A 24,150-nucleotide genomic window follows, 5' to 3' on the forward strand; every position below is an offset into this window, starting at 1 on the left:
TCGTATTGGCTAGCCGGGAAAACCCGGCATCACGAGACGCGCCAGACTGTGCCTGATGCTTCGCGGTCTACGCATGGTTTTAATGCGTCCTCATGCAAGGGCAGCCTCGCTGCCAGAAAGCCGAGGCATGGAGTTTCCTTGTTAGCCGATGCCTACGCGACACAGGCCAGATAATTGGACGCGTTTCTTCCTTTTCGCATCGCTCATCAGCTGCCGATACGCGTCATTTTCGAGCACTAGCCATCGCAATGACAGGAACTCAGAAATGAATCGCCTCAAGGCATGCCCTGAATCACCGCCCTAAAGCGCAGTAGCCCTTCCGTTCAGTACTATCATTAGTGAACAAACATCACGTGGCGCGATGCATCCCGCTTAGACCACAACTCAATGGCGATTCGTGGAAGTCCGAAAAATGAAAACCGAAAACGGCACGGGGTTGTGCGGGGTGAGCGAAGAAAAACGCTTTGAATTGCTCGTGACGAGCATCAGGGATTACGCCATCTACATGCTGAACCCCGAGGGGATTGTCAATAGCTGGAACGCCGGGGCGGAACTGTTCAAAGGTTATGCCGCCCACGAGATCATCGGACAGCATTTTTCGGTTTTCTACACCGAGGAGGATCGGCGCTCAGGCAAGCCGACCCGGGCATTACAAACCGCCCGCGAACAAGGAAAGTTCGAAGATGAAGGCTGGCGGGTGCGAAGAGATGGCACGCGCTTCTGGGCCAGTGTCGTGGTTGATCCGATCCGCGCTCCCTCAGGTGAGCTGATCGGTTTTGCCAAGATCACACGCGACATTACCGAACGCAAAGCGACCCAAGACGCGCTGCGCGAAAGTGAGGACAGGTTCCGTCTGCTTGTTCAGAGCGTGACAGACTATGCGATCTACATGATCTCCCCGACGGGTGTCATCACGAACTGGAACGCGGGCGCAGAACGCATCAAGGGCTACAAGCAAGAGGAAATCGTCGGTTCGAATTTCGCGGTCTTCTACACTGACGAAGACCGTGCTAAAGACATGCCTGCCCAGACGCTGGCAACGGCGGCAACCGAAGGCCGGTTTGAACGGGAAAGCTGGCGTGTTCGTAAGGACGGGACACGATTCTGGGCACACGTCGTTGTCGATGCGATCCGTGACGAAGCGGGAAAATTGCTGGGATTCGCCAAAGTCACGCGAGATATCACAGAACGAAAGCAGGCAGCGGAGGCGCTTGAGCGAGCCAATGCGGAGCTGTTCCAATCGCAGAAGATGGAAGCGATTGGCCAGCTTACCGGGGGCATTGCCCACGACTTCAATAACCTGCTGGCGGTTATCTCAAGCAGCGTGGATGTGCTGAACACGCGCGCGCAGAATTACGCCGATACCAAGGTGCTGGACGCCATGCGGCGTGCGGTCGAGCGCGGTGCGCTCATGACCCAGCAACTGCTTTCGTTTGCCCGTCAGCAACCGCTCATGGTTGAAAAGTATGACCTGAACGCAGTGATCAGCAGCTTCGAACCCGTGCTGCGCCGCGCCGGAAATTCCGCTATCGAGATGGACATACGGCTGGCCCACCACGCCAGGACCGTTTTGCTTGATGCCGCCCGATTCGAGGCGGCGCTGCTGAACCTGGTCGTCAATGCCCGCGATGCCATGCCCGATGGCGGGAAACTGATCGTCGCCGTCGAGAACGTCGAGTTGGGTGCTGTGGAGGTCGCGAGTCTGACGCCGGGTGCTTACGTCCGGATCTCCGTTGCCGATACCGGCTCGGGCATGCCGCCGGCGGTTGCTGCACGCGCGTTCGAGCCATTCTTCACGACCAAGGAGGTGGGCAAGGGCACAGGACTGGGTTTAAGCCAGGTCTATGGATTTATCGCGCAGTCCGGCGGTGACGTTGTGATCGACAGCGAAGAGGGCGCCGGCACGACCATCAGCATGTATTTGCCCGTGGTTGAAGGTGTGCCGGATGAGAGGATTTCCCCGGCCGACGAGGGTCTGGATACGGTTCTTATCGTGGAAGATGAGCCGGACGTGCTGGACGCGGCGGGGGAGCTTTTTCGCAGCATAGGCTACGAGGTCGCAACGGCAACCAACGGTGTCGAAGCGATGGGCATCCTGGAGCGGCGGACCGACATCGACCTGCTGTTCACCGACGTCGTCATGCCGAAGGGCATGAGCGGTATTCAACTGGCGCGTTCAGCGCGCGAGCTTCGTCCCGATCTCAAGGTGATCGTGGCCTCCGGATATCCGATTCCCGCATTACACGAGCGGTACGGGCGTCTTGAGGATTTTGCCTTCGTCAACAAGCCTTATCGCTTGGCTGAACTTGTAAAGGCGATAAAAGCGGTAGCCTAGACTGGGATCTGCAAATCCAGATCGAGCAAGCTTTAGCGTGGGGCGCGAGCTCTCACGCTTGTCCTGACAGCGGACTCAGATGTCCGAAATGATCGGAATCCAAAGCCATTTATCTTCATTCCCCTGAGCCGTACTATCCCCAAGTCGCTGCGTGGAGTTCCCCGCAGCTTTACATTGGAGAACTCTCTTGAACAGCATCGCGACCGCAGCTAAGGGCTCGGGCAAGATCAGGGTGGGTGTTATCGGCTTGGGCCATTGGTCGGAATACGGGCACCTTCCTTCGCTGAAACTGCTGCCGGACTACGAACTGACGGCGGTCTACAGCCGCAGCCAGGAAAAGGCGGCATCGCTGGTCGCGCGTCATGGATTCAAATACGCGGCAGCTACGCTGCAGGAACTCGTGTCGCACCCCGAGGTCGATCTGGTGCTCGTGCTGACGCCTGCGTTTCAGCATGAAGAGGGCGTCCGTGCTGCCATCGAGGCCGGAAAGGACGTCTACTGCGAATGGCCTCTGACGCCAAGCACTGTGCTATCTAACGAATTGCTCGCGTTGGCCGACAAAGCGGGCGTGCGTACCATCGTCGGTCTGCAACGGCGTCTCAATCCGGGCTACCGCTATGTACGCGATTTGCTGGACCAGGGCGAGATCGGCGAAATACGTTCGGTACGCCTGCACGTGAGCGTCGAGTACTTCCAGCGTGAACGGCCAGCGTCGCTTTACTACACCATTCCCGAAGCGAATTTTTCCAGCCTTCTGTCGATCTATGGCGGCCATTTCCTGGACGCCTTGTTTTCGACGATGGTCGGCTATCCGCTGAGCTTGTCGGCGCTGACCGTCAATCAGTTCAAGGAAATAACGCTGGTGGAAACCGGTGAAACGCTACCCCACTCGAGCCCGGATCAGGTCGTGCTGGCAGGGACCTTCGCCAATGGCGCCGTTCTGAGCGTTCATCTGGAAGCGGGAAAGCGCAATAACTTCGGTATGCAGATCGATATCACCGGCAGCAAGGGCGACCTGAAAATATCGAATACCACCAGCTTCGGCGATACCTTCAACCGTATCGAAATCGCCCGAGGGGATGCACAACCGCTATCCGCGCTGGCTATTCCGGCGGAATATGATTGGCTGCCGCCGGGAGAACTTGGGGCAAGCGTTGTTGAGTTGGCGAACCTGTATGCCGCCCATGCACGTGACGTAAAGAGTGGTTCGACGCTCGCGCCCACTTTCGTGGATGCGATCCGCATGCATGAATTGATCGAACAGATCGTGGAATCGGATCGTTCCGGCAAGCGCGTCCCGCTTTCCTTCAGCACGCCCGGTTAAGCCCAGCACCCAGCACGCCGGTCGATGAGCTGGCAGTCCGGCCGACGTGGTCGCGACAGAGACCGGCTTTGCGGACTCCGAACGGATGCGCCGCGCGTTTGTGCGCGCCTTTGGCCATCCCCCACAGGTCATACGAAACAATGCGAGGGTGGAATTTTCCACTGCCTGATCGCATAGGTGCTATCGAGCAGCGGACAAGGAAGGCTTTCTTCTCCATCATCCGCCGCCTCGATGTTCAGCCCGCAGCTTGCACGATCAGTTTCGCGACCGCATCCGGTTGAGAGAGCATCGCCACATGACTTGCCGCGACGGTCACAGTCGTTGCGTCGATCCGTGCAGCCATCTTCTTCTGGAGTTCCGGATGGATGGTGTGATCCTCGCTGGCGAGCAAATACCAGCTGGGCTTTTCCTTCCAGGCCGGCGCAGTGACTTCGCCGCCGAGCGCCGCGCCCGCCAGCGGATTTTGCGTCGCAAAGATCAACGCGCGCTCGGCTGCCGTCAGATCCTGGGCAAATACTTCATCGACCCCTTCACGCGTGAGTTTGAAAAAATGATGCTCATCAGGGCGGACGACCTCAAGCAAACGAGTGGGTGGCCCACCGGCGCCGAGCGATGCAGCCGACTCGCCAACATCCGGAGCGAATGCCGCGACATAGACGAGACCCGCTACCTTCGGATCGGATCCCGCTTCGGTAATCACCGCGCCGCCGTACGAATGACCCACCAGCAGTAACGGACCGTCTATCAGCGCAATCGCGCGCTTCACTGTCGCCACGTCTTCGGTCAGCGATGCCAGCGAGAGCGACACCGCCGTACCCATGAGACCGGCAGCGTCGATGAGCGGCAAGACTTTCTCCCAAGCCGAGGAATTGGCCCAGGCGCCGTGAACGAAAAGAATATTGGTTGTCTTCGCCATGATTGTTGTCCTGTCGCGTGCGACTGCTGTCGCGGTGTATGTCGGGATGACGAAGGTGCATTGTCAGTTTGACGGTCCCGATCGTGAGGGCAAAGATCCCACCTTTTCGGCCATTGTGCTATTTCACCAGCAGAAAGCGACCCGTCTCAAGGATTGCCGGGCCTGCTGGAACTGTCTTTGTGGCGCGGCCCGGTCACTTTTCGAGCACGTCCTTGAGCGTCGTGCGAGTGGTGTTGAACGTCATCATCACGACCACGCTGAGCGCGGCGAGCAGGGCGCCAAAGCGCATTGTTGCTGCCATGCCCAGGTGGTCCACCACGGCGCCACCGGCAAGCGAGCCGAGCGCAATCGCGATCTGCACGGTACTGACGAACATCGACGAACCGGCTTCCGGGCGGCCAGGCGAGCTCAGTTGCATCCAGACGCTCAAGCAAAGCGGAATCGCGCCGTAGGCCAGTCCCCACAAAGCCACGGCGGCAATCACGCCTGCACGGGAACCCTGAACCATGGGCAATGCGAGCAGGGCGACCAGCACGAGCGTGCCAAGCACGAGCAAGGACGTCTTCAAATGGCGCGTCACGATGGCCGACACCGCAAAGTTCGCGACGAAGCCCACGACCCCGAAGCCGAGCAGAACGGCGGTGATCCATGAAGCGCCGAACGAAGCATTGCGTTCAAGGAAGGGCGCGATATACGTATAGGCGGCAAAATGGGCGCCGAACAGAAGACCGACCATTAACAAACTGCGGCGCACGCTCGAGCGCGCCAGCATCGCCCGGAAGTCGTCGGTGCGCATCGCGGCCTTCGGTGCGAGAGACGGCAAGAACACAGCCTGCGCTGCCAACGCGACAGCGGCGAGCACTGCTGTTGCAGCAAACGACATGCGCCACGACGTCAGGTTCGCAATCAAGGTGCCGAGCGGCACGCCGATCACGGTCGCCAGCGTAATGCCCATGAAAATGGTCGCGCTTGCTCGTGCTGCCTGATCCTCGCGGACCAGTTGCCCGGATGCGCCAAGCGCGACAGTCCAGAAGCCGCCGAGGCTGGCGCCCAGCAGTGCCCGGCCGATCAGCATCACAGCAAAGCTTGGCGCGATGGCGGAAATCAGGTTCGATGCGAGCAGCAGGACGGCCAGCGTCAGCAGGATCAGGCGCCGGTTGATGCGCCCTGCGGCGAGCAGCAGCGCGGGCGCCGATATCGCGGCGATGATGCCCGGCGTTGTCACCATGAGCCCGGCGGTGCCCGGCGTGACACCGAGGTCCCGCGCGATCTGAGGCAACAGCCCGACGGGCAGGTATTCCGTCGCGACGAAAGCGAATGACCCCACCGCGACCGACAAGACCGCAAGCCACGACGGGCCGCGCGAGGCGGGTTCAATAGCGGGGATCGGCACGGCGGACGGCGCGCCGTCGCCTGCAAGCGACGGGCCCCCCGACGGGCAGACAAGTTGTTGGGTATCCATATGATGTTCTCCGGTTCGGCGAAATGCGCAGTGTCGGCGTCGGGGTGCACAGTGGGCGTGCACGACTGCCGATCACTACTGTTTGCTGAAACGAAGGATAGGGGCTTCGATGGGGAATGTGGTTCCCCTTGAGCGCGCCGCGCGGGCGACGGGATATCATCAGAGCGCTTTGGCCGGCACGATACGACGAATCGTGATCGAAAAGGCAGCGACCGCGCGTGCAACCGTTTCAAGGGATGAGCGCTTATTTGGCGCCCTGGCAGTCGACTATATGGACGATCTGTTCACAAGAATGGCTGCGGTTGAGCTTCCCATGCCGCTTGCTCGGACGCCTCGGAACTCGCTTGAGAGGACATTGATTTGGCTCCTGGAAACTTCAACGATATCGCGACGTTCGTCTCTGTGGTCAGGGCCGGCACCTTCACGTCGGCGGCACAGCAACTCGGCATCACGCGCTCTGCAGTGGGCAAGATCATTGCGCGTCTGGAGACTCGCCTGCAGGTTCGCCTGCTCCACCGGACGCCGCAGAGCCTGGGTCTGACGGACGACGGAGCGGTGTATTTTGCGCGGTGTACACAAATTCTGGAAGATCTCGAAGAGACCGAGACGGCAATGGCGGTACGGAGCGCGACGCCAGCAGGAACGCTGCGCATCAGCCTGCCGGTCGCGCTTGGGCATCGGCAAGTGCTCCCGGTCATAGAGTCGTTTCTTGAGAGTTGGCCCGCCGTGACGGCCGAGGTCAGCTTCACGGACAGGTTTGTCGATCTGGTCGATGAGGGATTCGATATCGCCGTGCGGGTCGGTGAGCCCAAGCCGGACTCACGCCTGATCGCGCGTACAGTCGCGACGCAGAAGCTGCTGACCTGCGCTTCGCCGGATTACCTCGCAAAGCGAGGCGTACCGGCGGTGCCGTCCGAGCTTGCAAATCATGAATGCCTACACTTCGTGAGCTTGGGACGTCCTCAAGCCTGGTCGTTTGCCGGCACCGGGCAAGAGACCGTGAACACGAATGGCCGGTTGAGAATGGACAGTGCGGACGCGCTCGTCAACGCGGCGGTCAATGGCGCCGGCATCGTCAATCTGCCTTCCTACTTGCTCGCGGCTGACATCGGGCAAGGGCGCTTGCAACCCATCCTGCAGGCATTTGCGGTCGAAGCACTGCCTATTCGGGCGATCTATCCATCGCGACGACATCTCGCGCCCAGGGTTCGCCGCTTTATCGATTGCTTGTTTGATGCGTGGCAACCGTTGCCGCCCTGGGAGCGTGACAACGCGTGGGACCGGGCTGATACGTCTGCGCCTAGTGGAACACCGTCCACACGAGGGACAAAGAAAAGCCAGCCAGGATGATCGATGCACAACGCTGCACCTGCCCTGAGAGAGCATAGGTGCGATTGTCGGCTATCTGAACCGCCATGTCGATCGGTGCAGAGACTCGCTCTTCGGAATCGTCTGCCGCAAGCAAAACGATCAGTATTCCTATTGATGAATTTCCGGCGCGGCGGGGCCGGTCGTGACAGTCGCGGACTCAATCGCACATTCAATTCGCATTTGCATTTTGCAGATCACTGGGCACTGGCGATTGCCCGATGTTGGCCACAGTGCGGACCCTCGCCCTTATCTCTGTCGGCGAACACATCGCGCAACGAGCCCAGTGACGAAAAAGTGTCACTTGATTTTTTAAATAAATAATAATATAAACGCAAATCATTCTTATTTATGAAATGATCGAGGGATGCGTTTCATTCGAAGTTGGCATAAACCGCCGGCCTTCGGGATCGCGTTCCAACGCTCATTCGGGGGTTTAACCATGCGTCGGGGAAAAGGGGCGGGCAGACGGTTGCCGCTCGATAAAAGGGGGCCGCTCGTCAGCGCTTTGCTGGCGGCCGGCTTGATCGGTATGGCAGTACGACCGGCGATAGCCGATACAGATACAACCAGCAGCACAGCAGTTCCCGCGACGGATGAGTCCAACGCGCAACAGCTTCCTCCGGTAGCGGTCACCAGCCAGCGGGCACACGGCTTTGCGCCGGCATCGGTCGAAACCGGCCCGTATCGCGGAATGGATGCGCTGGATGTGCCCGCCACGGTGAATGTGGTAACGCGCAGCGTGATGGATGCTCAGGGAGATACCGGCCTTTACGACGCGCTGCGCAACGTGGCCGGCGTCACGCGCCAGCAACTCAGCGGCCTTGCTTACGATAACCTGTCGATTCGCGGCGTCCCGCTCGACAACCGCGCAAGCTTCTACTTCAACGGGATCCTGCCGATCGACAACAACATCTGGATGCCGATGGAGGACAAGGAGCGCGTCGAAGTTCTGAAAGCGGCGTCCGCGCTCTACTACGGTTTTGCCGCGCCGGCCGGCATCGTGAACATGGTGACCAAGCGCGCCGGGACCGAGCCGGTCACGAGCGTCTCGGTGCTCGGTGATTCGCGAGGGTCGTACGGCACGCATGTCGATATCGCCCGGCGGTTTGGGACGGACGATCAGTTCGGCGTCCGCATCAATGCGATGGACGAGCATGTCGAGACGCCGATCGACGGCGATCACGGCTACCGGAAGTTCATCAGCGCGGCGCTCGACTGGCGTGTGAACAGCCGCCTGACGCTTCAGTACGATCTTGAGCACATCGAGACGAGCGTTGTTGAGCAGGCGGGCATCGTGCCGCTCGCGGCGAACAAGCAGGGCGTCATCTCGCTCCCTGGCATTCCTGATCCAAACAAACTATTGTCGGGCGCGGGCTATCCGACGCGTTCCAGCGCCGATACGAACCTGTTCCGCGCCAACTACGCGTTATCGGATAACTGGAGCGTGAACCTTGCTGCGGGCGAGTCGATCACGCGGCGCGACCGCTGGAACTGGGTCTTCCAGAAGTACAACGTGACAACGGGCGCCGGCACCGTGCAGGCCACCCAGCAAAATGGTCAGCGGTACCAGAACGAGACGGTCCGTCTCGAGACGAATGGCGTGTTCAAGACCGGCTCAATCAGTCACGACCTGACGATGGGCGTCTCGCAGGACTGGATGTATCAGCCGAACTTCACGTCCTACACATTCACTGCGCCGCAAAACCTTTACAACCCCGTCGACATCACCGCGCTGACGCCTAGCGGTACGCCCAAGCAGTTCTTCGCGCAGCATATTCGCAACGGCGGCGCTTATGTGTTCGATCGGATCGACTTGACCTCGCGGTTGCAATTCATCCCGGGGCTACGGCAATCCGAATACGTTACGTCGCAGGCTGGAACGCCCAACTTCGACATCAGCAGGACGACACCCTCCGCGAGCCTGAGTTACAGGGTGACGCCCAACACCAGCGTCTACGCGAGCTACGTTGAAGCGTTGGAGTCCGAAGGAAGCGCGCCCGCGACCGCCGAAAATGCCAACCAGATCCTGCCTGCCGGTGTCAGCAAACAGGAAGAAATCGGCGTGCGGACCCGGCTCACGAACAACATGCTTGCGTCGGTTGCGTTGTTCAATTTGCGTCAGCCATCGACCGGTACCAACGCCGATAACGTCTTCGTGATGAACGGCAATGCACGGTATCGAGGCGTCGAATTTTCGCTGCAAGGGGATCTGACGCGCGATCTGTCGGTCATTGCTTCCGCGGTCTACCTCGATGCGACGCAGGTCGACTCGCCCGATCCGACGCTGGTAGGCAAGACACCTGAAAACGCGGCCCACGTCACGGCAAGCCTGTTTGCCGACTATCGCATACCGGCGGTGGCCGGGCTGTCGATCAACGGCGGTCTCTACTACATCGGGTCTCGCGCGGTGAACGATCTGGATCAGGCATCAATTGGCGGCTATACGTTGTTCACCGCCGGCCTGCGCTACACCACGCGCATCTTCGGCAAGCGGGCAACGATCCAGGCGAACCTCGAAAACGCGACCAACAAGCGCTACTGGAGCGCGGTTGGATCGAACCAGATTGGTGTCGGCCTCGGGCGCACGCTCGAGCTCAGTTCGACATTCGATTTCTAGCGCTTTGCGCCTCTTCCCACATTAGACTTACAAGAAACCATCATGCAGGCAAGCACACTAAAAAATAACGTCGAACCGGCGGCGGCATCCCAGGACAGCGGGCAGAAATCGCGCTCGCGCCGCAGCACCTTTCTCAAGTGGCTTCGTAAGGTCCACGGCTGGATTGGATTGTGGGGCGCGGTACTTGGCCTGCTTTTTGGCGTAACAGGGATCCTCCAGAATCATCGCGCGACGATGAAGATCAAGGTCGGCGGTCAGAGCGTATCGACAATCCAGGTCGCCATGCCGGCACCGCCGCCGAAATCGCCTGCTGAACTTGCGCAATATCTACAGGCCGAATTGAAGCTCGACCGGCCTGCTGAGCGAGTGACGCGTGAAAAGGCTAAACCCGTCACGTGGGGCGACCAGTCCGTGATCCAGCCCGAGCACTGGGTGATTCGCTTTATCGCGCCGCACTATCTGGTCACGGCCGATATGTGGAAAGGCGGGAGCCTCGTCAACGTCGAACGCCGCGATCAGGGTTTGATCAGCACTCTTGAAGGGTTGCATCGCTCGGAGGGAGCGGGCGTTGGCTGGATCCTGTTTGCGGATTCAATCGCGGGCAGCCTCATTCTGCTGTCGCTCACTGGCGTGCTGCTCTGGACCGAGCTCACTCGCCGCAAGACAATCGGTGCTTCGATTTTCGTCGTGTCTCTGGTGACGATGATCGTATTGGCGTTGCAGTCTGCGTAGTGCGCACTTGAGATCCGTCATCCATTCCGATGCGCACGAAACATGACGGATGCCGGTTTGCCAGTTCGCGGATCGATTGGCTCTTGTAGCGCGCGAAGCGTCAGTCCGCTCGTTTCTATGAGTTCTAGCCGCCACAACCCAGATCGATAACCCTCTCCGGGCTGCACCCAAGGACCGCATCCAGGATCGCGCGATCGGTCACCAATCGCCGGCTCTCGATTTCGCCGCCACGGACCGCATTCGTCCAGGGCGCAGCGTTCCGCTTCCATGCCTCGATTATCTTGCCGTCGCTCAAAGGTTCGATGCTCATCGCTCGTCCATTCGCCATGCCGAGCGCAAATCATCCCACGCAGCCGGCCGGTTCAAACGGCTGTCGAAAAAATCCCTGAACCGCCCCCTTGCAGCCCGAACCCTCGATCCGGGCGACCAAGCTTTCGGGCGCCTGACGTATATCGAATAAGGGTTTTAGCGGATGCCAACCGAGGATTTGCTTGCTATCCTAGGCAAAGATGAAATAAATTACAGCAGACGAAAAAAAATTCATTTTTCGCTTTTGCACGTGGAGAAGACATGACGAAGTCCGCCGACAGGCGTGATGCCGAAGACAGTCTGGCGATCCGAGCGGCGTGGTTGCACTACGCCGCGGGGCAGACGCAGGCCGATGTCGCCATGCGGCTTGGGGTAAGCAACGTCAAGGCGCATCGGCTCATTACGCGCGCCAATCAGAGTGGCGCGGTGAAGGTCACGATTGATGGCGACGTGGCGGAATGCGTCGTACTGGAAGCCGAACTTGCCGACCGCTATGGGCTGGCCTATTGCGAGGTAGTGCCTGATCTGCACGAGGTTGGTCTGCCGCTGCGTGCGTTGGGCGTTGCCGGGGCGCACTTCCTGCAACGCGAGATCGCCGCTCGTCAGGGCGGAGTGATCGGCATGGGGCATGGCCGCACCTTAGCGGCGGTCGTGGCCGACATGCCGCGTATGGATGCCGGCAAAGTGCGCTTCGTGTCGCTGCTGGGCGGCGTCACGCGCAATTACACGGCGAATCCGTACGACGTGATCCACCGCCTGGCAGAAAAAACCGGCGCCGTATCTTATGTGCTGCCCCTGCCGTTTTTCGCCAATACGGCCGAAGATCGGGAGGTGTTGCTATCGCAACGCGGCGTGCGCGAGGTGTTTGATCTGGCCGCGCATTCGGACCTGATGATCGTCGGTATCGGCACTGCGCAACCCGATGCCCAACTCGTTGCATCGCAGATGATCGAGCCGGCAGAAATTCGTGAGGTACGCGACATGGGTGGCCTGGGCGAAGTGCTGGGCCACTTTTTCGATCACGCCGGCAAATCCGTTGAGACATCGTTGGCGGCGCGCACGGTCGCGCCCAATCTCGCGGATCTGACCGGGCGGCGCATCGTTGCCATTGCCGGCGGCGCCGAGAAGGTAGAGGCGATCCGCGCCGTTCTAAGCAGCGGCCTCCTCAGCGGGTTGATAACCGATGAGGCCACGGCGCTCGCGCTCAACGATGGAACACTCAAAGCAGAGGCTGCGTGATGGTTCCGTTTCGCAGCGCCAGCGCAGGACGCGATCTTCTGATCGGTATCGACGCCGGCACCTCGGTCATCAAGGCAGTAGCCTTTGATCTGGCAGGGCGGCAGGTCGCCGTTGCATCGGTGCCTAATCGATACACCACGAGCGCCGATGGCGCGGCCTTTCAGTCGCTGGACCAGACCTGGGCAGACTGCGCGCAGACGCTGCGTGATCTCGGTGCCAAGGTCGACGGCCTGGCGCGGCGCACCGCGGCGGTGGCGGTGACCGGGCAGGGCGATGGTACTTGGTTGGTCGGCGCGGGAAACAAGCCCGCGACCGACGCCTGGCTATGGCTGGACGCACGCGCCGCGGATACCGTGCGGTGGCTGCAAGGAGGCGCGGCGAGCCGTGCTCGCTTCGAGGCCACCGGTACCGGGCTTGCGGCGTGCAGTCAGGGTGCGCAGATCGCGCATATGGCGGCAACCACGCCCGAGGTGCTCGATCGCTCCGAAGTCGCATTGCATTGCAAGGACTGGCTGTATCTCAACCTCACCGGGGTGCGCGCGACGGATCCGTCGGAGGCGAGCTTCACCTATGGCAACTTCCGCACCCGGCGCTATGACGACTCGGTAATCGAAGCCCTCGGGCTGACGGCGCGGCGTGGTTTGTTGCCCGAGATCGTCGATGGCACCGAGGTCACCCATGCGCTGTCGCCTGAAGCCGCGGCGGCCACGGGCCTGCTGGCAGGAACGCCGGTGTGCCTGGGGTTCGTCGACATCGTGTTGACGGCGTTGGGTGCCGGTATTCACACAGAGGGTGGGGTGGGCGCGACCTGCTCGATCATCGGATCGACGGGCATGCATATGCGTGCAGTCCAGAACACCGATGTGTATCTGAACGCCGAGGGCACGGGATACGTCATCGCGCTGCCCATACCCGGCATGTCGGCGCAAGTGCAGTCGAACATGGCTGCGACCCTGAACATCGACTGGATCTTGAATCTGGCCTGCGATCTGCTCGCGGAATTCGGCACGACGCTCTCGCACGTTGAGCGAGTGAAACGCATCGATGGCTGGCTGCAGTCCGGCCGCCCGGGCGCGCACCTTTACCACCCTTATATCTCCGATGCCGGCGAGCGCGGCCCGTTCGTTAATGCGAACGCACGCGCCAATTTCACCGGACTCACAAGCGAAAGCCGATTCCCGGATTTGTTGCTTGCGGTGGTCGAGGGGCTCGGGATGGCCGCGCGCGATTGCTATGCGGCAATGGGCGGCGCGATGCCGGCAGAACTGCGCCTGACCGGCGGTGCGACCCGATCGCGTGCATTGCGTGCGGTGCTCGGCGCGGTGGTGGGCGCTCCGGTGCGAACGTCCACGCGCGAAGAAGCGGGCGCGGCCGGTGCGGCCATGATGGCGGCGGTCGCGCTGGGTGCTTATCCCGACATGCAGGCGTGCATCGCTGAGTGGGTCACGCCCCTATTGGGACCGGTCGAGACTCCCGATCCGGATCGGGTGCAGACCTACTCGCAGGCGTTTCCTGTCTACCGGGACGCGCGACGCGCGTTGGAACCCGTGTGGGACGAAATGGCACAGCAGGCACGGCAGGCGAAAGGCAGCGGTCACCCCGGCGCCATGCCTGCCGCCACGAAAGTCGAACGGAGGGCGGTGAGATGAATGACAGCCAGATGGTCGACCTGTTCGTCATTGGCGGCGGCATCAACGGCGCGGGCATTGCGCGCGATGCCTCGGGACGCGGGCTGTCGGTGATCCTGTGCGAGAAGGACGATCTAGCGCAGGGGACCTCGTCGCGTTCGGGCAAGCTGGTGCATGGCGGCCTGCGCTATCTTGAGTACTACGAATTTCGGCTCGTGCGTGAGGCGTTGATTGAGCGCGAAGTGCTGCTCAACGCCGCACCGCACATCATCTGGCCGATGCGTTTTGTGCTTCCGCACAGCCCCGACGACCGGCCGGCGTGGCTGGTCAGGTTAGGGTTGTTTTTATACGATCACCTCGGCGGGCGCAAGAAACTGCCGGGAACGCGGACTCTGGATCTGCTGCGCAGCCCGGAAGGTGCGCCGATCAAGGACCAGTACCGCAGGGGCTTCGAATATTCTGACTGTTGGGTCGATGACGCGCGCCTCGTCGTGCTCAACGCCCTCGACGCGGCGCAGCGCGGCACACAGGTGCTCACCCGCACAGTGTGTACCTCGGCGCGGCGCGAAGGCGGCGCATGGCGTATCGAGTTGCGCAACACGCGCAACGGTACAACACGCGTGGTGACCGCCCGGGCGCTGGTCAATGCTGCCGGGCCTTGGGTAGCCGACGTCATCGAGCGCGTGGCGGGCGGCCATTCGGCGCGCAAGGTGCGGCTGGTCAAGGGCAGTCATATTGTCACCCCCAAGTTCTGGGATGGTCCGCACTCCTACCTGGTGCAGAACCATGACAAGCGGGTGATTTTTATCAATCCCTATGAAGGGGACAAGGCGCTCATTGGCACCACGGATATCCCCTGGGACGGTGCGCCCGAAAACGTGGCGATTGACGAAACGGAAGTCGAATACCTCCTGAGCGCGGTGAACCGCTACTTCAAGCAGCCGCTGCGGCGCCAGGATGTGGTGCAGACGTTCTCGGGTGTTCGCCCGTTATACGACGACGGCAAAGGCAATCCTTCAGCGGTGACGCGCGACTATGTGTTCGACCTCGACACCAGTGGCGGTGCGCCTTTGCTCAACGTATTCGGCGGCAAGATCACGACCTTCCGCAAGCTCTCCGAACATGCGATGCAACACCTGCGGCCGACCTTTCCTGACATGGGAAAAGACTGGACGGCCACGGCAACGCTGCCCGGTGGGGAGATCGAGAACGCCGACGTGCCGCAATTCATTGCGCGTTTGCAGCGCGAGTACGAGTGGTTGCCGCGGGACTTGCTGCTCCACTACGCGCGGACCTACGGTGCGCGCACGGCGCAGGTAATCGGCTCCGCTCATTCAGTTGCCGATCTCGGTCGACAGTTTGGACCGAATTTCTACGAGGCCGAAGTGCGTTACCTCATCGCACAGGAGTGGGCGGAGACAGTGCCGGACATCCTGACGCGGCGCACCAAGCATGGACTGCACATGAGCGCCGAGCAAACGGCTGCGTTCGGTGCCTGGTTCGACGGCCTCGACAGAAAATCCGCCTGAATCGGATCACGATCGATACCTATAAAACACGAGACGAAAATGGCTTTTACGCTCGCACTCAACACGAATCCACTGGTGAATCGCTTCGCCGAGCCGGATGATCTTATCGACGCTATCGCGCACAAGATGAAAATCCGCGACGTGCAGCTCACGCACGAGTTCATCAACCCGTCGTGGCCTGCTGCAGTCACGCGGCGTCTTACGCGTCAGATGCGCGCGGCGATGGCGCGAACCGGGGTGCGGATCACGTCGGGCATGACTGGCCCCTACGGGCGGCTCAATCATTTCGGCCATCCGGATGCCGACGTGCGCCGCTACTACGTCGACTGGTTCAAGACCTTCGCCGACATCACGGCTGATCTGGGTGGCAATTCGATCGGCACCCAGTTCGCCATCTTTACCTATCAGGACTTCGACGATACCGGCCGGCGCGAAACGTTGATCCAGACCGCGATCGATTGCTGGGCCGAGGTCGCTGAACATGCGAAGAGCGCTGGCTTGCAGTACGTGTTCTGGGAACCCATGTCGGTCGGGCGCGAGTTCGGCGAGACGATCTCCGGGTGCATGGCGCTGCAAAAACGGCTGAGCGCGGCGAACATGGCGGTGCCGATGTGGATGATGGCGGACATCGATCACGGCGACGTTACCAGTGCCAACCCCGACGACTTCGACCCCTATGCGTGGGCGCGCGCAGTGCCGCGTGTCTCACCCATCATCCATATCAAGCAGTCGCTGATGGACAAGGGGGGACACCATCCGTTCACTGCCGAGTTCAACGCGCGCGGCCGTATCCAGCCCGCCCCGCTGATCGAAGCGATTAAAGAAGGCGGTGGAAAGGATAACGAAATATGCCTGGAGTTGTCGTTCAAGGAACGCGAACCCAAGGATCGACAGGTAGTCGAGCAGATCGCCGAATCGGTGGCGTTCTGGGCTCCGCATTTCGATACCGGTGTGTCTGACCTGAACATCTGAAGGAGCAAAGACTGCGATGAACGGCGCGATGACACAGAAACTGATCAACGACGGCAATGCCGCCGTCGACGAGATGCTGGACGGCGTGATCGCCGCACATGGCGACTTGCTGCAGCGGCACGAGCGTGCGCCGCGTGCGATCGTCGCGCGCCACGGACCGCGCGCGGGAAAGGTGGCGCTGGTAATCGGCGGCGGGTCGGGGCACGAGCCTACTTTTCTGGGCTTTGTCGGCAAAGGGTTGGCCGATGCTGCGGCGGTCGGCAATGTCTTCGCCTCGCCCCCGCCGCAACCGGCGGTCGATGCGGCGCTGGCCACGTACGGCGGCGCGGGCGTGCTGTTTATGTACGGCAACTATGCCGGCGACGTGATGAATTTCGACATGGCCACCGAGTTGCTGGAGCTTGAGGGCGTCGAGGCGCGGACAGTGCTGACCACCGACGACATCGCTTCCGCGCCGCGCGACCAGCGCGAACAACGGCGCGGCGTGGCAGGCAATGTGTTCATTTTTAAAGCTGCCGGCGCAGCGGCGGATCTGATGATGTCGCTGGACGAAGTGGAGCGGGTAGCGCGTCATGCCAACGCCCGAACCTACACGTTGGGCGTGGCGCTTGCGCCCTGTTCGCTGCCGCAGACGCGGCGCGCGAATTTCGACATCGCCCCGGGCGAGATGGAAATCGGCATGGGAATCCACGGTGAGCCGGGGATGCGTCGCGAGGCGCTACGACCGGCCGATGCAGTCGTCGACGAGATCATGGACGCCATCCTCGCTGAGATGGGTGCGGCGAAGGGAGATCGCGTGGCAGTGCTGGTGAACTCGCTTGGCGCAACGCCGTTGATGGAGCTGTACATCATGAATCGCCGCGTTGCGCAGCGGCTGGCCGAGGCGGGGTTGATCGTGCATCGCACCCTGGTTGGGCCGCTGTGTACGTCGCTCGAAATGGCCGGTGCCTCGATCACCCTGATGCATCTCGACGACGAATTGCAGCGCTTGCTGGACCACCCGTGCCAGTGCGCGATGTATCAACAGGGGGCCGTCGATGCTGACGACTGCTGACATTGCGCGCTTGTTCCGCCAACTCGCCGAAACAATCGGCGCAGCGCGAGATGAGCTGTGCCGGCTTGACGGTGTGATCGGTGACGCCGACCACGGTATTGCGATGGCGGACGGCTTTGCCGCGGCATCCCGTGCGATTGATGCGCTGTCAGCGGAGGCTTTGCTCGCCGATCAACTCAACGCCGCGGCAAAGGGTTTCCTCAACGCGGTCGGCGCCTCGTCGGGGCCGCTTTACGCCACCGCGCTCATGCGCGCGGCCAAGGTTGCGGGGCCGCGTTCGGACATGCCGTGGACCGAGGCGCCAATGCTGATCGTCGCCATTGCCGAAGGTATCCGCTCGCGTGGCAAGGCGGAGCAGGGCGAGAAAACCATGGTCGACGTCTGGACGCCCGCCGCAGCAGCAGCGGAACAAGGCATGGCGAGCGGGTTGCCGCTGCCCGAGATCATGGCGCGGATACGCGACGCCGCGACAGTAGGCGCCGAGTCCACCAAGTCGATGGTCGCGACCAAGGGACGATCGGCACGTCTTGGTGCCCGCAGTCTCGGACATATCGATCCGGGCGCGGCGTCCGCGACGATGGTGCTCAACGTGATCGCTGAAGACTGGGGGCAACGTGACACAGCATGAGATGACACGCGTCAAGCGCGATAGGGACAGTAAGCCCTTAAGCGCGGTGGATGCAGTGAAGCAGCCAATGAAGGCGGGAGGATGCAGCATCCCCGCGTTGGATTTACGTCGTGCAGCAGGTCAGGAGGCGTTCAAATGAGCACAGTTGTCCCAACGATAAATCGTCGCGCGAAACGCGGCTCTCGCGCAGCCATCGCCGCCGTGCTAGTGGTGATTCTGATCGTGGCGATGGCCTTGAGCACCAAGGTCGTGAAGATCGGATCGGCCAGCGATGCGCAAGTCAAGGTTTTCGATCCCGCTGTCTATGGCGAAGCGCAATTTCCGAAAACACAGGCGGCGATCGAGGGCAAGGCAGTCAGCGCCGACACGCTGGCTGCGGCCATTGCCAAGGATCAGGACGCGGCCGGCAAGCAATATGGCGTAGCAGGCGGCGGCATTGGCCCCGAAATTTCGGTCAAGTTCGACGGCGTTGCAGGTAGTGAAGATGCCGGGATCTATACCGTGAAGGTGCCCAACGTACCTGACTCGGTGGTCATCCGCGTGCAGACCGGCCCGGCAATCAACGGCACCGATTTGCGCGATGCCACTGGCACGATCAGCTTCGAGCAATTCACCAACCAGATCGACTATCAGAATGCCGGCTACGCAATCAACACGGCGATGAAAAAAGCCGTCTTGGCCAAGGTCGATACGGCGAAGCTGACCGGCAAGACCATATCGGTTGTCGGCGTATTCCAGTTGATCAATCCGAACGGCTGGCTGGTGACGCCGGTAAAGCTGGACGTAAAATGAGTACCCCGAACCAAACCAACAAAACGCAATCCGCGGCCGGCGAAGTGCTGCTGTCGGCGCGTGACATCGTCAAGTCGTATGGCGGCGTGCATGCGTTGAAGGGCGTGAACTTCGACATCCATCGCGGCAAGGTCACCACGTTGTTCGGCGAGAACGGCGCAGGTAAGTCGACCTTGATGAAGATCCTCGCCGGAGTGGAGACGCCGACATCGGGGCGTATCGAACTCGATGGTCAGCGCGTCGCCTTTGCGTCGTCAAACGATGCGCGCGATCACGGTATCTCGATCATCCACCAGGAGTTGAGTCTCGCGCCGAACCTCAGCGTTCGCGACAACATCTTCATGGGCCGGGAACTGCGCAGCGCGACGGGCGTCAACTTCGCCGAGGAAGCCCGGCAGGCACGGGCGCTGATGGCTGATCTCGAAGAGGAAATCGACCCGTTGACACGGGTCCAGGACTTGCGCCTGGGCCAGCAGCAGGTCGTTGAGATTGCTCGCGCGCTCTCCGTTCAATCGCGCATCCTCATCATGGATGAGCCGACTTCGGCGCTGAGCGCGTCCGAGGTCGAGGTGCTGTTCAAGGTGATCCGCGACCTGACCAGCCGCGGCGTGTCGATTGTCTATATCTCGCATCATCTTGAAGAGGCGCTGCAGATTACCGACTACGCCGTGGTGCTGCGCGACGGCAGGATGACCGCAACGGCGGAAGCCAAGGATATCGACCTCGCGTGGATCGTGCGCAACATGGTGGGAGAGAACTTCGACCTCGGCTCGCCGCCGACAGGCTACGCGTTCGGCGACATTGCACTCGCTATTGACGATGTCAGTGTTTCCGACGACGCCGGATCCGGCATTTCCGTGGTCGATCATCTGTCGCTTGACGTGCGCGCAGGCGAGATCGTGTGCATCTACGGCCTGATGGGGGCGGGGCGCACGGAGTTGCTTGAGGCTGTCGCCGGTCGCTCGCCGGTGACCGGCGGCAAGGTCCTTCTCGAAGGCGAGGACATTGCCTCACTGAGCATTGCCGGGCGTATTGCGCGCGGCCTCGTGCTGGTGCCGGAAGATCGTCAGCGCGATGGCCTGGTACCGACCATGAATGTTGGCACCAACCTGTCGCTCGCGAGCATCGGCACCTTCGTCAGAGGATTGCTGCTGTCCTTCTCCCGCGAGCGTGAGCTCATCGATCAGTCGATCCGGAACGTTCACGTCAAGACGGCGGGTCCGGGCGCACCTATTGGCTCCTTGTCGGGCGGCAACCAGCAAAAGGTCGTGATCGGCAAGATGCTCGCCACGCGACCCAAAGTCATCCTGCTTGACGAGCCTAGCCGCGGCATTGACATCGGTGCGAAAGCCGAGGTTTTCCGCCTGCTCAGCGAGAGCGCCGCAAAGGGCTTGGCCGTCGTGTTTTCGACGTCTGAAGTGGGCGAATGCCTGAGCATCGCGCATCGGATTGTCGTCATGCGCCGGGGCAAGATATCTGCAGAATTCGGCACCGATGCCACCAAAGACCAGATCATGGCCGCCTCCGGCGAAGCCGTGGTGATCTGATCATAGAAATGCTTGGAGACTTGAACATGAACGACTCCGCCAAACCTTCCACGTCAACCCGCGTCAGCCGGTTCGGCGATGGTTTCGACCTCGGCAAGATGCTGCTCGAAGGACGTGCATTCTTTGCGCTGATCGTGATCATCATCGTATTTTCGTTTCTCTCGCCGTATTACTTCGCAGTCGAAAACTTCCTGACGATGGCTTCGCACGTAGCTATCTACGGCATCCTTGCGATCGGGATGCTGCTGGTGATCATCAACGGCGGCATCGACCTGTCGGTGGGATCCACGCTCGGCCTGTCCGGTGTGGTCGCGGGGTTCTTCCTGCAGGGTGTGACGCTGAACCTGTTTGGCGTCGTGCTATATCCGGCGGTCTGGGTCGTGGTGGTGCTGTGCTGTCTGCTTGGCGCCTTTATCGGCCTGGTCAACGGCGTGCTGATCGCGCGGTTCAAGGTGCCTGCGTTCGTCGCCACGCTCGGGGTGATGTATGTGGTGCGCGGACTTGCTCTGCTCATGACCAACGGCCTGACCTACAACAACCTGGGCGGCCACGCGGATCTGGGCAACGTCGGCTTCAACGGGCTCGGCTTTGATCGCCTGTTTAATGTTCCCGTCGGCGTGCTGATCCTCGCGGTCATCGGGATCCTGGGCAGCATCATGCTCACCCGCACGGCCTTCGGCCGCTGGCTTTATGGTTCCGGCGGCAACGAGCGCGCGGCCCAACTTTCAGGCGTACCGGTGAAAAGAGTGCAAATCAGCGTGTACATGCTCTCGGGTGTCTGTGCTGCCATCGCCGGGTTGATCCTGTCCTCGCAGCTCACGTCCGCCGGTCCGACGGCCGGCACGACCTATGAACTGACGGCCATCGCCGCGGTGGTTATTGGCGGTGCGTCGCTGATGGGCGGCACCGGCAACATCCGCGGGACCCTGCTCGGGGCCTTCGTGATCGGTTTCCTGTCCGACGGTCTGGTGATTATCGGTATCTCTTCGTATTGGCAAACGGTGTTCACCGGCGCGGTCATCGTGCTCGCGGTGTTGCTCAACGCCATTCAATATCGCCGTCGCGTCAAGCGCCCTGCGCCGACTTCCGGCCAACCCACTTCTCCACAAGGCGGCAAGGTTTAAGCCGCGCCGCCGGCCCTTGAGAAGAATGTCTTACTTGTGCTTATTCGTCTTACCCCAACGCCATCGCTAATCAAAAAAGGAGACTTACCATGACAACCAAAAGAAGAACTTTGATACTCGCCGCCGTTGCCATCGCCGCGCCGCTGTTCGCAAGCCAAGCTCATGCGGCCGGGGGGCTCGTCACCATCATCGTCAACGATCCCTCGAACCCCTACTGGCTCACAGAAGGCAACGTAGCGGCCGCCGAGGCGAAAAGGCTCGGATACACCGCGAACGTCGCGGCTTCGAAAGGTGACACCAACGCCGAAAGCCAGTTGATCGATACCGCCATCACCAACAAATCGGTCGCGATCATTCTCGATCCCGCGAACGCCAGCGGGTCCGTCGGTGCGGTGAAAAAGGCGGTTGCCGCCAACATTCCGGTTTTCCTCGTCAATGCCGAGATCAACCAGGAGGGCTTGGCCAAGGCGCAACTCGTGTCCAACAACGCACAGGGTGCGGCGCTGGGCGCGCAGCAATGGGTGAAGGACGTCGGATCGAAGGGCAACTATGTCGAACTGCTCGGCTCGCCGTCCGACAACAACGCCGCGACGCGTTCGAACGGCTATACGTCAGTGCTTAGCCAGTATCCGGATCTGAAGAAGGTCGGATCGCAAGTGGCCGACTGGGATCGCACCAAGGGTTTCAACGCGATGCAGAGCCTGTTGCAAGCGCACCCGGACATCATTGGCGTGATCAGCGGCAACGACGAAATGGCGCTTGGCGGGATTGCCGCGCTCAAGCAGGCCGGCAAACTCTCGAGCATCAAGGTGGGTGGTTTTGACGGTTCACCGACCGCGGTTGCCGCAGTCAAGGCCGGCGAGTTGCAATACACGGTGCTACAGCCGGTTGCCACGTTTTCTGTCAAGGCGGTGCAGGAGGCTGATCAGTTCCTGAAGACCGGCAAGACGGGTGCCAAGACTGAAAAGCAACTCTTCGATTGCGTCCTGATCACCAAGGCCAACGTGGATAAGTACACCTCCGCATTTACCCTTTCGAAGTAATGCCAAGGCTGCAAACCCGCAGGGCGCCGAAGGGCACCTGCGGTTTCACCCGGCGCGGTGCGCAGCAGCGCCGGTAAGTGCATCTGATTGACGACATCATCATGACCCATTCCCCTTTCTGGATCGGTACCAGCTGGAAAATGAACAAGACCCTGGCGGAGGCGCGCGCGTTTGCCGAAGGTCTGCTCACCAGCACTGCCGACCCGCGGATGCAGCGCTTCGTAATTCCGCCTTTCACTGCGATTCGCGAGGTCAAGGCAATCCTGACGGATACCACGGTGAAGGTCGGCGCGCAGAATATGCACTGGGCCGATCATGGCGCCTGGACCGGTGAAATCTCACCGTCGATGCTGGTCGATTGCGCGATGGATCTAGTCGAACTCGGCCACTCCGAGCGGCGTGAACATTTTGGCGAGATCGATGAAACAGTGGGGCTGAAGGTCGAGGCAGCTGTGCGTCACGGGCTGACGCCGCTGATCTGCATTGGCGAGACGCTCGCCGATCGCGAAGGTGGGCGAGCCGCCGAAGTCCTGGCTGCCGAAGTACGTGGCGCATTGGGCCGATTGAAGCCGGAACAACACGCGGCCCCGATCCTGCTTGCGTACGAGCCGGTTTGGGCCATTGGCGAGCGCGGCATACCGGCCAGCGCGGACTATGCCGATGCTCGTCAGGCGGAGATCATCGCGGTGGCGCAGGACATTCTTGGCCGCCGCGTGCCGTGCCTTTATGGCGGCTCCGTCAACCCGGACAACTGCGCTGAACTTGCCGCTTGTGCACATATTGACGGATTGTTCATTGGGCGGTCTGCCTGGAACGTAGATGGGTATCTGGACATTCTGGAGCGCGTCAGGGCGGTGCTCTGACCTGTTCGCATGCGTGGTATTTCAACCTGAATGATGGAGATCATCGTGAAACTTGCAATTGCTGGAGATAGCGCGGGGGCTGGGCTGGCCCATGTGCTGGCTGAACATCTCAAGGATCGCTTTGAGGTTTTTGAGGTATCGAGCAACGAAGCAGATCCACAGGAGTTCTATGCAAACCTGTCGGACCGTGTGGCATCGAGCCTGCTACGTGGCGAGTATGACCGTGCGATTTTGGTCTGTGGTACCGGGATTGGTGTCAGTATCTCGGCGAATAAGGTGCCCGGAATCCGCGCTGCATTGTGTCACGATACCTATTCGGCGGAACGTGCGGCGCTGTCGAATAATGCGCAGATCATCACGATGGGGTCGCGGGTGATTGGGGCGGAAGTCGCTAAAACCATTGCCGATGCTTTTCTGGCGCAGAGCTTCGACGAGAATGGACGCAGCGCAGGGAATGTGGCGGCGATTGATGAGGTTGATGCTAAGTACCACGGTTGAGGGGGATGGGACGTGGTGGGAGTGGGTTCCAGGGTTAGCGGTCGGGGTCTATGCCGGGTTGCTGCTTTCAGCGTTAGTGGTCTGCGAGAGTCGGATTTTCTCTTTATCACTTTTAGCCACTGTGCGTGGCGGCACGTCATTTCTTTGTCCAAAGCGACAAAGAAACG

At 61.0% G+C, this 24,150-nt stretch carries 20 protein-coding genes and 1 pseudogene; 18 read left to right on the forward strand and 3 right to left on the reverse strand.

Features of this window, described 5'->3' with window-relative positions; genetic code table 11:
• The first annotated feature begins 412 nt into the window (after positions 1-412).
• The 3 genes and pseudogenes from GSQ93_RS27695 to GSQ93_RS38345 all read left to right on the forward strand — a co-directional run.
• Positions 413-2,335, forward strand: coding sequence for a PAS domain-containing sensor histidine kinase (locus tag GSQ93_RS27695; protein WP_158938848.1), 1,923 nt, complete (start codon positions 413-415; stop codon positions 2,333-2,335).
• A 187-nt stretch (positions 2,336-2,522) separates the two neighbouring features.
• Complete coding sequence (locus GSQ93_RS27700; RefSeq protein ID WP_254074094.1) at positions 2,523-3,659, forward strand: Gfo/Idh/MocA family protein; 1,137 nt, start codon at positions 2,523-2,525, stop codon at positions 3,657-3,659.
• A gap of 43 nt (positions 3,660-3,702) precedes the next feature.
• Positions 3,703-3,828 (forward strand): annotated as a pseudogene (locus tag GSQ93_RS38345) (GlxA family transcriptional regulator); the annotation flags it as partial.
• A gap of 66 nt (positions 3,829-3,894) precedes the next feature.
• Here GSQ93_RS38345 and GSQ93_RS27710 read toward each other — a convergent pair.
• Positions 3,895-4,575, reverse strand: coding sequence for an alpha/beta hydrolase (locus GSQ93_RS27710; protein WP_158938849.1), 681 nt, complete (start codon positions 4,573-4,575; stop codon positions 3,895-3,897).
• Positions 4,576-4,768: 193 nt separating this feature from the next.
• Positions 4,769-6,037 carry an MFS transporter gene (locus GSQ93_RS27715; protein ID WP_158938850.1) on the reverse strand — a complete coding sequence of 423 codons (1,269 nt, stop codon included), beginning with the start codon at positions 6,035-6,037 and terminating at the stop codon, positions 4,769-4,771.
• A 360-nt stretch (positions 6,038-6,397) separates the two neighbouring features.
• On the opposite strand from GSQ93_RS27715, the gene GSQ93_RS27720 reads away from it, so the two are divergent.
• The 3 genes from GSQ93_RS27720 to GSQ93_RS27730 all read left to right on the forward strand — a co-directional run bounded on the left by GSQ93_RS27720 (position 6,398) and on the right by GSQ93_RS27730 (position 10,757).
• Positions 6,398-7,387, forward strand: coding sequence for a LysR family transcriptional regulator (locus GSQ93_RS27720; protein WP_158938851.1), 990 nt, complete (start codon positions 6,398-6,400; stop codon positions 7,385-7,387).
• A 460-nt stretch (positions 7,388-7,847) separates the two neighbouring features.
• Complete coding sequence (locus tag GSQ93_RS27725) at positions 7,848-10,025, forward strand: TonB-dependent siderophore receptor (protein ID WP_158938852.1); 2,178 nt, start codon at positions 7,848-7,850, stop codon at positions 10,023-10,025.
• 42 nt (positions 10,026-10,067) lie between these two features.
• Positions 10,068-10,757 carry a PepSY-associated TM helix domain-containing protein gene (locus GSQ93_RS27730; RefSeq protein WP_158938853.1) on the forward strand — a complete coding sequence of 230 codons (690 nt, stop codon included), beginning with the start codon at positions 10,068-10,070 and terminating at the stop codon, positions 10,755-10,757.
• 124 nt (positions 10,758-10,881) lie between these two features.
• Here GSQ93_RS27730 and GSQ93_RS38350 read toward each other — a convergent pair whose 3' ends face one another.
• Positions 10,882-11,067 carry a hypothetical protein gene (locus GSQ93_RS38350; protein WP_254074095.1) on the reverse strand — a complete coding sequence of 62 codons (186 nt, stop codon included), beginning with the start codon at positions 11,065-11,067 and terminating at the stop codon, positions 10,882-10,884.
• A gap of 260 nt (positions 11,068-11,327) precedes the next feature.
• On the opposite strand from GSQ93_RS38350, the gene GSQ93_RS27740 reads away from it, so the two are divergent.
• The 12 genes from GSQ93_RS27740 (at position 11,328) to GSQ93_RS27795 (ending at position 23,983) form a co-directional block, all read left to right on the forward strand.
• On the forward strand, positions 11,328-12,305 hold the full coding sequence (locus tag GSQ93_RS27740) for a sugar-binding transcriptional regulator (RefSeq protein WP_158938854.1): 978 nt from the start codon (positions 11,328-11,330) through the stop codon (positions 12,303-12,305).
• Entirely contained in the window at positions 12,305-13,954 is a 1,650-nt protein-coding gene (locus GSQ93_RS27745) for an FGGY-family carbohydrate kinase (protein WP_158939048.1), read from the forward strand. Before GSQ93_RS27740 ends, GSQ93_RS27745 begins: the two co-directional genes overlap by 1 nt.
• Positions 13,951-15,462, forward strand: coding sequence for a glycerol-3-phosphate dehydrogenase (locus tag GSQ93_RS27750; protein ID WP_158938855.1), 1,512 nt, complete (start codon positions 13,951-13,953; stop codon positions 15,460-15,462). Before GSQ93_RS27745 ends, GSQ93_RS27750 begins: the two co-directional genes overlap by 4 nt.
• Before the next feature lie 39 nt (positions 15,463-15,501).
• Positions 15,502-16,434 carry a sugar phosphate isomerase/epimerase gene (locus GSQ93_RS27755; protein ID WP_158938856.1) on the forward strand — a complete coding sequence of 311 codons (933 nt, stop codon included), beginning with the start codon at positions 15,502-15,504 and terminating at the stop codon, positions 16,432-16,434.
• 28 nt (positions 16,435-16,462) lie between these two features.
• A complete protein-coding gene (locus GSQ93_RS27760; protein ID WP_158938857.1) occupies positions 16,463-17,488 on the forward strand; it encodes a dihydroxyacetone kinase subunit DhaK in 1,026 nt (341 codons plus the stop codon).
• The gene (gene dhaL / locus GSQ93_RS27765; RefSeq protein WP_158938858.1) at positions 17,472-18,116 is read left to right on the forward strand and encodes a dihydroxyacetone kinase subunit DhaL; all 645 of its coding nucleotides are present in this window, start codon (positions 17,472-17,474) and stop codon (positions 18,114-18,116) included. Before GSQ93_RS27760 ends, dhaL begins: the two co-directional genes overlap by 17 nt.
• A 135-nt stretch (positions 18,117-18,251) precedes the next feature.
• The gene (locus GSQ93_RS27770; RefSeq protein ID WP_158938859.1) at positions 18,252-18,908 is read left to right on the forward strand and encodes a DUF2291 family protein; all 657 of its coding nucleotides are present in this window, start codon (positions 18,252-18,254) and stop codon (positions 18,906-18,908) included.
• Complete coding sequence (locus GSQ93_RS27775) at positions 18,905-20,455, forward strand: sugar ABC transporter ATP-binding protein (protein WP_158938860.1); 1,551 nt, start codon at positions 18,905-18,907, stop codon at positions 20,453-20,455. The genes GSQ93_RS27770 and GSQ93_RS27775 overlap by 4 nt, the downstream gene beginning before the upstream one ends.
• Positions 20,456-20,481: 26 nt before the next feature.
• The gene (locus GSQ93_RS27780; protein ID WP_158938861.1) at positions 20,482-21,579 is read left to right on the forward strand and encodes an ABC transporter permease; all 1,098 of its coding nucleotides are present in this window, start codon (positions 20,482-20,484) and stop codon (positions 21,577-21,579) included.
• An 89-nt stretch (positions 21,580-21,668) separates the two neighbouring features.
• Positions 21,669-22,622, forward strand: coding sequence for a D-ribose ABC transporter substrate-binding protein (locus GSQ93_RS27785; RefSeq protein ID WP_158938862.1), 954 nt, complete (start codon positions 21,669-21,671; stop codon positions 22,620-22,622).
• A 101-nt stretch (positions 22,623-22,723) separates the two neighbouring features.
• Positions 22,724-23,485: a triose-phosphate isomerase gene (locus GSQ93_RS27790; RefSeq protein WP_158938863.1), complete on the forward strand. Its 762-nt coding sequence runs from the start codon at positions 22,724-22,726 to the stop codon at positions 23,483-23,485.
• A 45-nt stretch (positions 23,486-23,530) separates the two neighbouring features.
• The gene (locus GSQ93_RS27795; RefSeq protein ID WP_158938864.1) at positions 23,531-23,983 is read left to right on the forward strand and encodes an RpiB/LacA/LacB family sugar-phosphate isomerase; all 453 of its coding nucleotides are present in this window, start codon (positions 23,531-23,533) and stop codon (positions 23,981-23,983) included.
• The last annotated feature ends 167 nt before the right edge of the window (positions 23,984-24,150 follow it).

The organism is Burkholderia sp. S171 (genome assembly GCF_009766085.1).
In the GTDB taxonomy this organism is placed as follows: Bacteria; Pseudomonadota; Gammaproteobacteria; order Burkholderiales; family Burkholderiaceae; genus Caballeronia.

What these genes read in the sequence shown, in the direction of transcription:
- GSQ93_RS27695 (WP_158938848.1), top strand. Translation starts at nt 413, where the DNA reads ATGAAAACCGAAAACGGCACGGGGTTGTGCGGGGTGAGCGAAGAAAAA.
- GSQ93_RS27710 (WP_158938849.1), bottom strand. Translation starts at nt 4,575, where the DNA reads ATGGCGAAGACAACCAATATTCTTTTCGTTCACGGCGCCTGGGCCAAT.
- GSQ93_RS27715 (WP_158938850.1), bottom strand. Translation starts at nt 6,037, where the DNA reads ATGGATACCCAACAACTTGTCTGCCCGTCGGGGGGCCCGTCGCTTGCA.
- GSQ93_RS27725 (WP_158938852.1), top strand. Translation starts at nt 7,848, where the DNA reads ATGCGTCGGGGAAAAGGGGCGGGCAGACGGTTGCCGCTCGATAAAAGG.
- GSQ93_RS27730 (WP_158938853.1), top strand. Translation starts at nt 10,068, where the DNA reads ATGCAGGCAAGCACACTAAAAAATAACGTCGAACCGGCGGCGGCATCC.
- GSQ93_RS38350 (WP_254074095.1), bottom strand. Translation starts at nt 11,067, where the DNA reads ATGAGCATCGAACCTTTGAGCGACGGCAAGATAATCGAGGCATGGAAG.
- GSQ93_RS27740 (WP_158938854.1), top strand. Translation starts at nt 11,328, where the DNA reads ATGACGAAGTCCGCCGACAGGCGTGATGCCGAAGACAGTCTGGCGATC.
- GSQ93_RS27745 (WP_158939048.1), top strand. Translation starts at nt 12,305, where the DNA reads ATGGTTCCGTTTCGCAGCGCCAGCGCAGGACGCGATCTTCTGATCGGT.
- GSQ93_RS27750 (WP_158938855.1), top strand. Translation starts at nt 13,951, where the DNA reads ATGAATGACAGCCAGATGGTCGACCTGTTCGTCATTGGCGGCGGCATC.
- GSQ93_RS27755 (WP_158938856.1), top strand. Translation starts at nt 15,502, where the DNA reads ATGGCTTTTACGCTCGCACTCAACACGAATCCACTGGTGAATCGCTTC.
- GSQ93_RS27760 (WP_158938857.1), top strand. Translation starts at nt 16,463, where the DNA reads ATGACACAGAAACTGATCAACGACGGCAATGCCGCCGTCGACGAGATG.
- dhaL (WP_158938858.1), top strand. Translation starts at nt 17,472, where the DNA reads ATGCTGACGACTGCTGACATTGCGCGCTTGTTCCGCCAACTCGCCGAA.
- GSQ93_RS27770 (WP_158938859.1), top strand. Translation starts at nt 18,252, where the DNA reads ATGAGCACAGTTGTCCCAACGATAAATCGTCGCGCGAAACGCGGCTCT.
- GSQ93_RS27775 (WP_158938860.1), top strand. Translation starts at nt 18,905, where the DNA reads ATGAGTACCCCGAACCAAACCAACAAAACGCAATCCGCGGCCGGCGAA.
- GSQ93_RS27780 (WP_158938861.1), top strand. Translation starts at nt 20,482, where the DNA reads ATGAACGACTCCGCCAAACCTTCCACGTCAACCCGCGTCAGCCGGTTC.
- GSQ93_RS27785 (WP_158938862.1), top strand. Translation starts at nt 21,669, where the DNA reads ATGACAACCAAAAGAAGAACTTTGATACTCGCCGCCGTTGCCATCGCC.
- GSQ93_RS27790 (WP_158938863.1), top strand. Translation starts at nt 22,724, where the DNA reads ATGACCCATTCCCCTTTCTGGATCGGTACCAGCTGGAAAATGAACAAG.